The 12,707-nt window shown below is 65.5% G+C and carries 11 protein-coding genes; 9 read left to right on the plus strand and 2 right to left on the minus strand.

Annotated elements, in window-relative coordinates:
* The first annotated feature begins 128 nt into the window (after positions 1-128).
* From HH302_RS08260 to HH302_RS08270, 3 genes are all read left to right on the plus strand, one after another.
* Positions 129-3,515: an ATP-binding protein gene (locus tag HH302_RS08260; RefSeq protein ID WP_371814634.1), complete on the plus strand. Its 3,387-nt coding sequence runs from the start codon at positions 129-131 to the stop codon at positions 3,513-3,515.
* Positions 3,502-4,440: a response regulator transcription factor gene (locus HH302_RS08265; protein WP_172201218.1), complete on the plus strand. Its 939-nt coding sequence runs from the start codon at positions 3,502-3,504 to the stop codon at positions 4,438-4,440. Before HH302_RS08260 ends, HH302_RS08265 begins: the two co-directional genes overlap by 14 nt.
* Before the next feature lie 175 nt (positions 4,441-4,615).
* Positions 4,616-4,780 (plus strand): hypothetical protein, encoded by a 165-nt coding sequence (locus HH302_RS08270; protein ID WP_172201220.1) that lies wholly within the window; start codon positions 4,616-4,618, stop codon positions 4,778-4,780.
* Positions 4,781-4,969: 189 nt separating this feature from the next.
* On the opposite strand, the gene HH302_RS08275 is transcribed toward HH302_RS08270, so the two are convergent.
* The gene (locus HH302_RS08275) at positions 4,970-5,191 is read right to left on the minus strand and encodes a hypothetical protein (RefSeq protein WP_172201222.1); all 222 of its coding nucleotides are present in this window, start codon (positions 5,189-5,191) and stop codon (positions 4,970-4,972) included.
* Positions 5,192-5,302: 111 nt separating this feature from the next.
* Positions 5,303-6,166 (minus strand): NAD(+) diphosphatase, encoded by an 864-nt coding sequence (gene nudC / locus HH302_RS08280; RefSeq protein WP_172201224.1) that lies wholly within the window; start codon positions 6,164-6,166, stop codon positions 5,303-5,305.
* 212 nt (positions 6,167-6,378) lie between these two features.
* Here nudC and urtA point away from each other — a divergent pair, with 212 nt between their 5' ends.
* The 6 genes from urtA to urtE all read left to right on the plus strand — a co-directional run bounded on the left by urtA (position 6,379) and on the right by urtE (position 12,696).
* Positions 6,379-7,650 carry an urea ABC transporter substrate-binding protein gene (gene urtA / locus HH302_RS08285; protein ID WP_172201226.1) on the plus strand — a complete coding sequence of 424 codons (1,272 nt, stop codon included), beginning with the start codon at positions 6,379-6,381 and terminating at the stop codon, positions 7,648-7,650.
* 104 nt (positions 7,651-7,754) lie between these two features.
* The gene (urtB, locus tag HH302_RS08290; RefSeq protein WP_172201228.1) at positions 7,755-9,356 is read left to right on the plus strand and encodes an urea ABC transporter permease subunit UrtB; all 1,602 of its coding nucleotides are present in this window, start codon (positions 7,755-7,757) and stop codon (positions 9,354-9,356) included.
* A gap of 2 nt (positions 9,357-9,358) precedes the next feature.
* A complete protein-coding gene (gene urtC / locus HH302_RS08295; RefSeq protein ID WP_172201230.1) occupies positions 9,359-10,570 on the plus strand; it encodes an urea ABC transporter permease subunit UrtC in 1,212 nt (403 codons plus the stop codon).
* A gap of 74 nt (positions 10,571-10,644) precedes the next feature.
* Entirely contained in the window at positions 10,645-11,409 is a 765-nt protein-coding gene (gene urtD, locus HH302_RS08300; protein WP_338086726.1) for an urea ABC transporter ATP-binding protein UrtD, read from the plus strand.
* 62 nt (positions 11,410-11,471) lie between these two features.
* Positions 11,472-11,924: a hypothetical protein gene (locus HH302_RS08305; protein ID WP_172201234.1), complete on the plus strand. Its 453-nt coding sequence runs from the start codon at positions 11,472-11,474 to the stop codon at positions 11,922-11,924.
* Positions 11,925-12,003: 79 nt separating this feature from the next.
* Complete coding sequence (urtE, locus tag HH302_RS08310; RefSeq protein ID WP_172201236.1) at positions 12,004-12,696, plus strand: urea ABC transporter ATP-binding subunit UrtE; 693 nt, start codon at positions 12,004-12,006, stop codon at positions 12,694-12,696.
* Positions 12,697-12,707: the final 11 nt, after the last annotated feature.

Consider the following 12,707-nt stretch of genomic DNA (forward strand, 5'->3'; position numbering starts at 1 on the left):
GCAAGCCGAAGCGTTGAGTTTCACGACGCGAAGCACGAAAACAAGCCCGGCGCGCCGCTTGCTAGTCCCCCCAAGCCATGCCGCCCGAAATCAAACAAGAGACTCCAAACTCAGCCCCCGTCCAGCGGGTGATCAAGATCCGCCGCGACTACAACAGCTGGGTCGCGCGCGAGACGATGGAGGACTACGCGCTGCGCTTCACGCCGCGCAGCTTCCGCCGCTGGAGCGAGCTGCGGGTCGCGAACACGGCATTCGGCGTGGCGTCCTTTCTGGTGCTCGAAGCGGTCGGCGCCACCATGTTGGTGCAGGCAGGCTTCATCAATGCACTATTTGCGATCATCGCGACCGGTCTGATCATCTTCCTCGCCGGGTTGCCGATCAGTTTCTACGCGGCCCGCTACGGGTTGGACATGGATCTGCTCACGCGTGGTGCAGGCTTCGGCTACATCGGGTCGACAATCACCTCGCTGATCTACGCCTCATTCACTTTCATCTTCTTCGCGCTCGAAGCGGCGATCATGGCCTACGCGCTGGAGATGGCCTTCGGCATTCCACCAGCCTGGGGCTATGTGCTCTGTGCGCTGGTCGTGATTCCCCTTGTTACGCATGGCGTCACCACCATCAGCCGGCTGCAGACGCTGACCCAGCCGCTGTGGCTGCTGATGCTGGCGCTGCCCTTCGTCTTCGTGCTCTGGCAGGAGCCGACGGTACTCGCCGGCCTCGCGAGCTATGCGGGCGCCGATGGCCATGGCGGCCGCTTCAGCGTGCCGCTGTTCGGCGCGGCGCTCACCGTGGGCATCGCGTTGATTACGCAGATGGGCGAGCAGGCGGACTACCTGCGCTTCATGCCGGAGCGCACCGCCGCCAACGGCAAGCGCTGGCTTGCCGGCGTGATCGTCGGCGGCCCCGGCTGGGTGGTGCTGGGCGTGGCGAAGATGCTAGGCGGCGCGCTGCTCGCGTGGCTGGCGCTGCGCAACGCGGTGCCGGCCGACAAGGCGGTGGACCCGAACCAGATGTACCTGATCGGCTTCTCGCACGTGTTCGGCGCGCCGGGCTGGGCGCTGTGGGCAACGGTGCTGTTCGTCGTGATCTCGCAGTTGAAGATCAACGTCACCAACGCCTACGCCGGCTCGCTCGCGTGGTCCAACTTCTTCGCGCGGTTGACGCACAGCCACCCCGGCCGCGTGGTGTGGATGGTGTTCAACACGCTGATCGCGCTGATGCTGATGGAGCTGAATGTCTTTCAGGCGCTCGGGCAGGTGTTGGGGCTGTACTCGAATATCGCAATCAGCTGGATGATGGCGGTTGTGGCGGATCTGGTGATCAACAAGCCGCTGGGCTTGTCGCCGCGCGGTATCGAGTTCAAGCGCAGCCACCTGTATGACATCAACCCGGTCGGCGTCGGCAGCATGGCGATCGCCTCGGCTTTGAGCATTTCGGCCTGGATCGGTTTGCTCGGCCCCGCCTTGCAGCCCTTCGCATCCTTCATTGCCATCGGCACAGCGCTGGTGTGCTCGCCGCTGATCGCGTGGGCGACCGGCGGCAAGTACTACCTCGCACGCAAGGCCGAAGTACGCAGCAACGGCGCGCATCGCTGCTGCATCTGCGACCGCGAGTACGAATCGGACGACACCGCCCACTGCCCCGCCTATCAGGGGCCGATCTGCTCGCTGTGCTGTTCGCTCGATGCGCGCTGCAACGACCTGTGCAAGCCGCATGCGCGGCTCTCGTCGCAGTGGAACGGCGTGCTGCGCAGCCTGTTGCCGCGCGCCGCACTGCCGTATGTGGAAACCGGCCTCGGGCATTACCTGCTGTTGATGGCCGGCATCGTGCCCTTTCTCGCGCTACTGATGGGCCTGCTCTACTACCACGAGTGGGTCGTCGTCGGCAGTCAGCATGCTGCGCTGCTGCCGCACTTGCAGCAGAGTTTCATCAAGGCCTTTTCCGCCCTGTTACTGGTAAGCGGCGTGGTGGCGTGGTGGATGGTGCTGACGCACAAGAGTCGACAGGTTGCGCAGGAGGAATCCAACCGCCAGACCGCCGCGCTAATGCAGGAGATTGCCTCGCACCAACGCACCGACGAGCAACTTCAGAAAGCGCGGCAGGTGGCGGAACAGGCGAACCTCGCGAAGAGCCGCCACATCACCGCGATCAGCCACGAGTTGCGCACACCGCTCAACAGCATCCTCGGCTACGCGCAGATTCTGGACGGCGACGAATCGATTCCAGCGCACCGAAGGCAGGCCGTTTCGGTAATCCGACGTAGCGGCGACCATCTGCTGTCGCTGATCGAAGGCACGCTGGATCTCGCGCGTATCGAGGGCGGCAAGCTCACGCTCGACATCCGCCCGCTCGACTTCCCCGACTTCATCGCGCAGATCGTCGGCATGTTCGAACTGCAAGCGCGCAACAAGGGCCTCGCCTTCCACTTCGAACAACTCGGCGAGTTGCCACCGGTGGTGCGGGCGGACGAGAAGCGGCTGCGCCAGATCCTCATCAACCTGCTCGGCAACGCGGTGAAGTTCACGCAGCGCGGCGAGGTGCGCTTCCGCCTGCGATACCAGCGCGAGATGGCGCTGTGCGAAATCATCGACAGCGGCCCGGGCATTGCGGCCGACGAAATCGAGCACATCTTCGAGCCCTTCGCGCGCGGCAGCGCGGCGAGCCAGGGTGGCGCCGGCGGCACCGGGCTCGGCCTGACGATTACCCGCATGCTGACTGACCTGATGGGCGGCGAACTCTCGGTGCGCAGCACGCCCGGCACCGGCAGCACCTTTCTCGTCCGGCTGTTCGTGCCACAGGTGCATGGCCTGCAGGCGGTGCGTGCGCGGTCCGACAAACTGCGCATCGGCTATGTTGGCGTGCGACGGCGAGTCCTGATCGTCGACAACGAGCGCGTGGACCGCGAGCTGCTCCGCAGCATTCTCGCCCCACTCGGCTTCGATCTCGCCGAAGCGGCCAGTGGCTACGAATGCCTGGAGCGTGTGCCCGACTTCAAACCGCACCTGATCTTCATGGACCTCGCGATGCCCGGCATCGATGGTTGGGAAACGCTACGTCGCCTGCGCATGCAAGGCTGCGACGCCACACTCGCGGTGCTCTCGGCCAATGCGTTTGACCGCGGGCTGGAAAACGACGTTGGTTTGCCGGCCGAGGACTTCCTCGTCAAGCCGCTGCGGGTCGAGCATCTGCTCGACTGGATCGGTCACAAGCTCGCGCTTGAATGGGTCAGCGCAGAACCGCCCGCAAGCCCATCGCCACCCACATCACCGCGCCCGGCAAGCCTCTGCTATCCCGACGAGACCGCGCTGACCACGCTGGAATCCGCGATCACGCTCGGCTACCTGCGCGGCATCCTTGATACGCTCGCAGCGCTCGAAGGGCAGGATGCGCGTTACCTCGAATTCGTCCGCGTCATGCGCGGACTCGCACGTCAGTTCCAGTTCGAACCCATGCAAGAGATCATTCGCAAAGCGCGCAGCGCGCAGCACGGAGACGCCCATGCCGAGCAGTGAGCGCCCCGGCGTCGTGCTGATCGTCGACGACGTGCCGGAAAACCTCTCGCTGCTGCACGACGCGCTCGACGAGGCGGGCTACACCGTGCTGGTCGCGACCAACGGCCACGATGCGCTGATGCGGGCGCGGCAGAGCCTGCCGGACGTAATCCTGCTCGACGCATTGATGCCCGGCATCGACGGCTTTGAAACCGCACGGCGTTTGAAGGCGGACTTCGCGACTCAGTCGATCCCGATCGTATTCATGACCGGGCTGACGGAAACCGAGCATGTTGTCGCCGCCTTTTCGGCCGGCGGCGCCGACTACGTGACCAAGCCGATCCGGCCGCAGGAAGTGCTCGCGCGCATCGCCGCACACATGCAGAACGCACGCCAGATGCGTCAGGCACGCAGCGCACTCGATGCCTTCGGGCAGGCAACCGTAGCGGTGCGTTCGGCCGACGGCAAGCTGGTCTGGCAAACGCCGCTCGCACGCGAACTGCTGCACGCCCACTTCGGCACCGAGCGCGACGAAACACCACCGCGCCTGCTCGAATGGATCGGCGCCGCGGAAGCCGCGCGCCGCGACGGACGCGAACCCAGCACCCTGCTGATCGCAAACGGATCACGCAGATTGCTGGCGACCTTTCACGACCAGACCGGCGACGAGGAATGGTTGGTGGTGCTGCGCGAGGAGAACGACGCCTCCGCGATCGAGGCATTGATCGCGACCTTCCGTCTGACCACGCGGGAGGCGGAAGTGCTCTACTGGGTCACCCAGGGCAAGACCAGCCCCGATATCGGCCAGATCCTCGGAAGCAGCCCACGCACCGTCAACAAACACCTGGAGCATGTGTTCGAGAAGCTCGGCGTCGAAACCCGCACGGCGGCGGCCGCGCTCGCAATGAATCGCCTGCGTGGCTCGCAACGCGGCGCAGCTACCTGACCAGGCACACTGGCTGGTGCGTTACAGACGCTTGCAAGCGTAACGGAGCATCGAGGCCCGAATCGGGTCAGACTTTCAACGCTCGCCCTGCCTGCGATACCGGCGGAGCAAGCGGCGTGGGCGCCCGCCCGCGCGCACTGGATGTGAGTCCATTGCTGCAGAAGGAGGAATCACGATGCCTGCAATCCGTTCGATCCTCAGCACCCTTCTTGTCGCCGCGCTTTGCCTGCTCCAGGGCTGCGCATTTGCCGTTGGCGCCGCAGCAGGTGGCGCCGCCGGGTACATGCTCAAGGAAAAGGGATACACCGTTCAATCCCCGGTGACACACGAGCACCGCTAAAGCACGTGCGAAGCACACGCCGCGTCGCGGCATGAAGAGGCGCCCGCCAGATCCGTACGACAAGCGCAGTGCTTGTTGCAGCCTGCGCCGTAGCTGCCTCGCCCCCGCTTTCAACGATGTCCATGCACGCCTCGCGGCAATGAAGAAGCCCCGGTTGGGCCGGGGCTCGTTTGCCTTGCAGAGGCGGGCTTACTTGGCGGGCTTGGCTTCCGGCGTTGCTGCAGGCTTCGCCTCGGCAGCGGCGGCCGGCGCCTTCTTCGCGTTGTGCTTGGTCTGTTTGGCCGACTTGGTCGTCTTTGCCTCGGCGGCCGGCTTGGCAACCGGGGCCGACTGGGTCGCGGCCGGTGCATCTGCCGCGAACACGCCAGCAGCAAAGGTCAGGGCGCTCAGGGTCAGGATCAGCTTTTTCATGGTCAGGCTCCTTGTGTTCGGGTTAAGTGCCTTCTCGCTGAAGGCATGGCTGCATTCTGCAAGCCCGACCCTTAAGCCCGAATGAGCCCGGATTAAGCCGGACTTAAGCCTTCAACCCGCGCCATAGGTCGAGAGCGCCGGATGGTCGGGCGCCACTTCTGCGATCGTGGCGTTGATCAGCCTGCGCGCGATCGTGATCTGGTGCGGCAACGGTGGCAGCGCGTCGACGTGGAACCACGCGGCATCGAGAATCTCGGCGGGGTCGGCGACGATTTCGCCGCTCGCCCAATCCGCCACGAACGCGATCATCAGCGAATGCGGGAAGGGCCAGCACTGGCTGCCGAAGTAGCGCAGGTTCTTCACGCGCAGGCCCACTTCCTCGAAGACCTCGCGGTGCAGGCAATCCTCGACCGATTCGGAAGGTTCGACGAAGCCGGCGAGCGCGCTGTAGATCACGCCGGGAAACCGCGCGCCGTGTGCAAGTAACAACTCGCGCCCGTTCGGCCCATCGCGCTTGATCAGCGCCATCATCGCCGGCGCGAGGCGCGGGTAAGCGACCTGCCCGCAAGCCGGGCAACGCCTTGCCCGCCCTTCGTCAAACAGCTCGTTGGCATGGCCGCAGGCACCGCAGAAACGATGGCTACGCGCGAAATCCAGCAACTGCTGCGCCCGCCCGGCCACCGCCAGCAGCGCTTCTGGCAGGCGGTTGAACAACTGCCGCAAGGGCACCGCCTCCAGCCCTTCGGGAAGCTCCGCATCGCGCAGTTCGGCCATGTGGCAGGCGCGGCCATCGAGCACGCCGACCGAGTGCAACGCCCCGATCGGCAGATCACGGTAAGCAGCATCAGGCAGACGCGCGCCATCGCCATCGCCCAACACGACCAGCGCGCCGTGCAGGAAGAGGAAACGGTGCGCCGACGCGTCTTCGATGTCGGCAGGCGCCCAACCGGGCTGAAAGTCGATAGGGAGTTGCATCGCGTGGATTCCGTTCGGGGGACGACAGCATAACGCGCCCACGCCGCCGAGTTCGCTGATGCTTCACGAGCGCGACGGCCAGTGCGTGCCAAACGAGGCTAACACCTCACCTACGCAATCTGACGTATTCCTCGATCCGGGCGCCGGCCCTAATGTGGCACCGCAGCATCCCACTGACCCCGTGACCCCAACTGATTCGAGGAAGAGCGTCCATGAGCACACGTCGCAATTTCGTGAAAATGACTGCAATGTCCGCCGCGCTGGCCGTGTGCGGCTTCACTTCGCTGGCCGCGCAGGCCGCCGACACCATCAAGGTCGGCATCCTGCATTCGCTGTCCGGCACGATGGCCATCTCCGAAACGGCGCTGAAGGAAACCGCGCTGATGGCGATCGAAGAGATCAACGCCAAGGGCGGCGTGCTGGGCAAGAAACTCGAACCGGTGGTGGTCGACCCCGCCTCGAACTGGCCGCTGTTCGCCGAGAAGGCGCGCCAGCTGCTGTCCAAGGACAAGGTTGCGGTGACCTTCGGCTGCTGGACCTCGGTGTCGCGCAAGTCGGTGCTGCCGGTCTACAAGGAACTCAACGGCCTGCTGTTCTACCCGGTGCAGTACGAGGGTGAAGAACTGGAGAAGAACGTGTTCTACACCGGTGCCGCGCCCAACCAGCAGGCGATCCCGGCGGTGGAATACCTGATGAGCAAGGACGGCGGCGAGGCCAAGCGCTTCGTGCTGCTGGGTACCGACTATGTGTACCCGCGCACCACCAACAAGATCCTGCGCGCCTTCCTGAAGAGCAAGGGCGTCGCCGATGCGGACATCATGGAGGAGTACACCCCCTTCGGGCACTCCGACTACCAGACCATCATCGCCAAGATCAAGAAGTTCGCCTCCGAGGGCAAGAAGACTGCGGTGGTGTCGACGATCAACGGCGACTCCAACGTGCCCTTCTACAAGGAACTCGGCAACGCCGGCCTGAAGGCGACCGATGTGCCGGTCGTGGCCTTCTCGGTGGGTGAAGAGGAGCTGCGTGGCGTCGATACCAAGCCGCTGGTCGGCCACCTCGCCGCGTGGAACTACTTCCAGTCGATCAAGAACCCGACCAACGCGGCCTTCATCAAGGCTTACCAGGGCTGGGCGAAGAAGAACAACCTGCCGAAGGCCGACACCGTCGTGACCAACGACCCGATGGAAGCCACCTACATCGGCATCTACATGTGGAAGCAGGCGGTCGAGAAGGCGAAGAGCACCGATGTCGACAAGGTCATCGCTGCGATGGGCGGGCAGAAATTCAAGGCACCGTCTGGCTTTGAGGTCGAGATGGACCCGAAGAACCACCACCTGCACAAGCCGGTGTTCATCGGCGAAGTGAAGGCTGACGGCCAGTTCAACGTGGTGTGGAAGACCAAGGGCCCGATCAAGGCCCAGCCGTGGAGCCCGTACATCCCCGGCAACGACAAGAAGAAGGACGAGCCGGACAGCAAGTAAGCCCGGCACGCACCTGAACGCTGCACCGCGGCGCGGTGCAGCCCTCCCGGCCGGCGCGCCCTCGGGCATGCCGGCCGGCACCACGAACACGGAACGGCCTTCCCATGGTCAGACTCCTCTTTCTGCTTGCGCTGCTCGCCCGCCTCGCCTGGTCGCCGGCCTGCGCAGCGCTTGACCCCGCCCAGCTCGCACGCCTCGGTGCAGACGACTCTGACGAGAAGATTGCCGCGATCGCGGCCCTCGCCAGCGCCGACCCCGAAGCAGTACTGCCCGTCTTCAAGGCGCTGTCGGAAGACGCTCTGTTCGTCGCCGGTGACAAACTGGTGCGCCTAGACGGTGAAACCTACATCGATGTCGCGACCGGCAAAGCGCTGGCCGCGCCACCGGACAATGCCGAAGCGGTCAGCATCAACAACCGCGTGCGTCGCACGCTGGACGCCGCACTCGCCGGCCTGCGACTGTTCGCCAGCGAGCGTGAGGTGCGCCTCACGGCCGCCAAGGACGTGAGCGCCAACGCAAGCGCCGAGATCCTGCCGCTGCTCGACAAGGCCCTCGCGAAGGAGGCCGATCCGCAAATCAAGCAGCTGCTCGTACTTGCACAAGCCAAGGCAAGCCTCGGTTCGCCCGACGCCGCTGCGCGCCTCAAGGCGGTCAAGTCACTCGCCGACAGCGCCGACCCGGCCGTGCGCCAACTACTCGCCGCCATGCTCGACAAGAGCAGCGGCAGTTACGCCGAGCCCGACGAAGCGGTGCGCATTGCCGCCGTCGCCTCACTCACGCAAATCGAACGCCGCATCGCGGTGGGCGAAAACCTCGGCCGCATCTTCACCGGCATCTCGCTCGGTTCGATCCTGCTGCTCGCCGCGCTGGGGCTCGCGATCACCTACGGCGTGATGGGCGTGATCAACATGGCGCATGGCGAGCTGCTGATGGTGGGCGCCTACACCACCTGGGTGGTGCAAGGCCTGTTCCGCAGCTATGCCCCGCAGTGGCTTGATGCCTACGTGCTGGCCGCGATCCCGCTTGCTTTCGTGGTTGCGGCGCTGGTCGGCGTGGCGATGGAACGGCTTGTGATCCGCCACCTCTACGGCCGCCCGCTGGAAACCCTGCTCGCTACCTGGGGCCTGTCGCTGGTGCTGATCCAGGCCGCGCGCGTGATCTTCGGGCCACAGAACCAGGAAGTCGCCAACCCCACCTGGATGAGTGGCGGCATCGAGCTCTATGCCGGCGCCATGCTGCCGCTCAACCGCATCGCGATCATCGGCTTCGCACTGTTCGTGCTGCTGATCGTGTGGCTGATGATGCAGAAGACGCGGCTCGGCATGTTCGTGCGCGCCGTGACGCAGAACCGCCCCATGGCCGGCTGCGTCGGCGTGCCGACACGGCGCATCGACACACTGGCTTTCGCGATTGGCTCCGGCATCGCCGGCCTCGGCGGCGTCGCGCTGTCGCAGATCGCCAACGTCGGGCCCGACATGGGTCAGGGCTACATCGTCGATTCCTTCCTCGTCGTCGTGCTCGGCGGCGTCGGTCAGCTCGCCGGTGCAGTGTGGGCGGCACTGGGGCTGGGCATCGTCACGAAGTTCCTCGAAGGCTGGGCCGGCGCGGTGATCGCGAAGATCCTCGTGCTGCTCTTCATCATTGTCTTCATCCAGAAGCGTCCGCAGGGGCTGTTTGCCCTTAAGGGCCGCTTCGTCGAGAGCTGATCATGCGCACGCCACTGACCCTTCGATTCCTCACGGCCATGCCACGCAGCGGCTGGATCGCGCTGGCACTGTTCGCCCTCGTCGCCTGGGTGCTGGTGCCGGTCGCACACCTCGCGCTGCCCGAGGGTCACCCGCTGCATGTGTCGGACTACTTCGTGACGCTGACCGGCAAGGTGCTGTGCTACGCCGTGGTCGCCGTGGCGATGGACCTGATCTGGGGCTACGCGGGCATCCTGTCGCTCGGCCACGGGCTCTTCTTCGCGCTCGGCGGCTACGCCTTCGGCATGTACCTGATGCGGCAGATCGGGCGCGACGGTAGTTACCACGCCGACCTGCCGGACTTCATGGTGTTCCTCGACTGGAAGGAACTGCCCTGGTACTGGGTGGGCAGCGACAGCTTCCTCTGGGCGCTGGTGCTGGTGCTCGTGGTGCCGGCCGCGATTGCGTGGGTGTTTGGCTACTTCGCCTTCCGCTCGCGCATCAAGGGCGTGTATTTCTCGATCATCACGCAAGCGCTCACCTACGCCGCGATGCTGCTGTTCTTCCGCAACGAAACCGGCTTCGGCGGCAACAACGGCTTCACCGACTTCAAGCGCATCCTCGGCTACTCGATTACCGCGCCGGAAACCCGGCTGGTGTTGTTCGGCCTCTCGGCGCTGTTGCTGATGTGCACGCTGCTGCTCGGCCGCTACCTCGTCACCTCGAAGTTCGGCCGCGTGCTCGCCGCGATCCGCGATGCCGAGTCGCGCGTGATGTTCATCGGCTACAACCCGCTGCACTACAAGCTCTTCATCTGGACACTGTCGGCCGTGCTGTGCGCACTGGCCGGTGCGCTTTACGTGCCGCAGGTGGGCATCATCAACCCGGGTGAGATGAGCCCGGCGAACTCGATCGAAATCGCGATCTGGGCTGCGGTCGGTGGCCGCGGCACGCTGATCGGCCCGGTGCTCGGCGCCTTCACCGTGAGCCTCGCGAAGAGCTGGTTCACCGTGAGCTTCCCTGAATACTGGCTGTTCTTCCTCGGGCTGCTCTTCATCCTGGTCACGCTCTACCTGCCGGAAGGCCTGGTCGGTCTGTGGCGGCGCATTCGCAGCACACGCGATACGACACCCGCCGCACCCAAGGCCGTCGCGAAAGCCGCACACGCCCCGGCGAGCACCTCCACCCACAGCACCCCGCCCGACGCTGCCGCCGCTGAAGGAGCATCCGCATGAAAGTGGGCACCCTCGAACACGCCGATCCGACCCAGCGCGAACAATGGGAAGACGGCGCGCCGACCGGCCGCGTGATGACGCCCGGCGAGCTGGATCTCTCGCACAAGGTCATCCTCTACCTTGAAGACATCACCGTCAGCTTCGATGGCTTCCGCGCCCTCAACGCGCTGACGCTGACGATCGACGCCGGCGAGCTGCGCTGCATCATCGGCCCCAACGGCGCCGGCAAGACCACCATGATGGACGTGATCACCGGCAAGACGCGCCCCGACGCCGGCCGCGCCTTCTTCGGCCAGACGATGGATCTGACGCGCATGCGCGAGCCGGAGATCGCGCACGCCGGCATCGGCCGCAAGTTCCAGAAGCCAACCATCTTCGAGCAGCACACGGTGTTCGAGAACCTCGAACTCGCGATGAAGACCGACAAGCGTGTGTGGCGCAGCCTGCTCGCGCAACTGACTGGCGAGCAGCGCGATCGCGTCGCCGAAACGCTCAAGCGCATCCGCCTCACCAGCGAAGCGGATCGCCCCGCCGGACTGCTGTCGCACGGCCAGAAGCAGTGGCTGGAGATCGGCATGCTGCTGATGCAGGAGCCGCGTCTGCTGCTGCTCGACGAACCGGTGGCCGGCATGACCGACGAGGAAACCGAACGCACTGCGGAACTCTTCGTCTCGCTCGCCGGCGAGCACTCGCTGATGGTGGTCGAGCACGACATGGCCTTCGTCAAGGCGCTGGGCGGCAAGGTCACCGTGCTGCACGAAGGTAGCGTGCTGGCCGAGGGCGACCTCGAAACCGTACAGAACGACCCACGCGTGATCGAGGTCTATCTTGGCCGCTGATCGCGCGAGGCACCGCGTGCCCCCCTCTGCCGCTCCGGCGCGCGGCCTGCTACGCTACGCGCATGGTTACCGGCACCGGCAAGTTCGATTACTTCCTCTGGCGTACTTCGCTGAAGTGGCAGGACGCGGTCGCCGCTGCGACCGCGGTGATCGAGCGCTGGAACACGCTGACGCCGTTCGTGATGACGACGGACAAGCGCGACGCGGTGTGGATCGTGCGCCACGGTTCCACCGCGGCCCCCTTCTTCCAGTTGCGCGAGGATTCACTGCGCGGCTCGGTGCCACGCGTCGGAGATCCGCTCGGCGCGCTACTGCTGCTCTGCCTGGTGCGGGTTCACGGCGACAAGTTCCGGCTCACCTTTACCGACGGGCAGCCGATCGATGCGGCGAAACTCGACCCAAGCGAACTCGCGTCGCTGTTGCCGCATGCCAAGCACGATGTCTTCCGCAAGCTGCTGATTGCCGGCAGCGAGTTGCCGCCGCCGGCTCCGCCGACAACGCCCCCGGCCGCCTGACCGCAGCATTCCACAACGCCTCCCGGCGGCGCGACGCGCACGCCGGCGCACGCCCTCGCCCGTATTGCGGAGCCTGACCATGCTCACCGTATCCAACCTCAACCAGTACTACGGCGGCAGCCACATCCTGCGCGACCTCTCCTTCGAGGTCCCGACCGGCAAGGTAACCACCCTGCTCGGCCGCAACGGCGTCGGCAAGACCACGCTACTGAAAACGCTGATGGGCCTGGTCCCAGCGAAAACGGGCACCGTGCGCTTCGGCGAAGCCGATCTCACGCGCAGCCCTTCGCATGCGCGGGTGCGCGCCGGCATCGGCTATGTGCCACAGGGCCGCGAGATCTTCCCGCGCCTGACGGTGGCCGAGAATCTGGAGATGGGCCTCGCGGTGAAGCCCGCCAGCGCGCAGGTGCCCGAGCGCATCTTCGAGATGTTCCCAGTCCTGCGGCAGATGATGAAGCGCCGCGGCGGTGACCTCTCAGGCGGGCAGCAGCAGCAACTCGCGATCGGTCGCGCATTGGCCGCGGGGCCGAAGCTGCTGATCCTTGACGAACCGACCGAAGGCATCCAGCCGTCCATCATCAAGGACATCGAACGCGCCATCCGCGCACTCGCCGAATCCGGCGAGATGGCGATCCTGCTGGTCGAGCAGTACTACGACTTCGCACGTTCGCTGGCCGACCAGTACATCGTGATGGAGCGCGGCGAGATCGTGATGCGTGGCGAAGGCAAGAACATGGACGCAGACGGCGTGCGCGAGCGCTTGTCGGTCTGAGCGCCGGGGCT

The organism is Niveibacterium sp. COAC-50 (assembly GCF_013184235.1).
Classification (GTDB): domain Bacteria; phylum Pseudomonadota; class Gammaproteobacteria; order Burkholderiales; family Rhodocyclaceae; genus Niveibacterium; species Niveibacterium microcysteis.

Bases quoted from the DNA above. Each gene is read 5' to 3' on its own strand.
- urtD (WP_338086726.1), top strand. From the start codon at position 10,645: ATGACGCCCGGCGAGCTGGATCTCTCGCACAAGGTCATCCTCTACCTT.
- HH302_RS08265 (WP_172201218.1), top strand. From the start codon at position 3,502: ATGCCGAGCAGTGAGCGCCCCGGCGTCGTGCTGATCGTCGACGACGTG.
- urtA (WP_172201226.1), top strand. From the start codon at position 6,379: ATGAGCACACGTCGCAATTTCGTGAAAATGACTGCAATGTCCGCCGCG.
- urtC (WP_172201230.1), top strand. From the start codon at position 9,359: ATGCGCACGCCACTGACCCTTCGATTCCTCACGGCCATGCCACGCAGC.
- nudC (WP_172201224.1), bottom strand. From the start codon at position 6,166: ATGCAACTCCCTATCGACTTTCAGCCCGGTTGGGCGCCTGCCGACATC.
- urtE (WP_172201236.1), top strand. From the start codon at position 12,004: ATGCTCACCGTATCCAACCTCAACCAGTACTACGGCGGCAGCCACATC.
- HH302_RS08275 (WP_172201222.1), bottom strand. From the start codon at position 5,191: ATGAAAAAGCTGATCCTGACCCTGAGCGCCCTGACCTTTGCTGCTGGC.
- HH302_RS08305 (WP_172201234.1), top strand. From the start codon at position 11,472: ATGGTTACCGGCACCGGCAAGTTCGATTACTTCCTCTGGCGTACTTCG.
- HH302_RS08270 (WP_172201220.1), top strand. From the start codon at position 4,616: ATGCCTGCAATCCGTTCGATCCTCAGCACCCTTCTTGTCGCCGCGCTT.
- urtB (WP_172201228.1), top strand. From the start codon at position 7,755: ATGGTCAGACTCCTCTTTCTGCTTGCGCTGCTCGCCCGCCTCGCCTGG.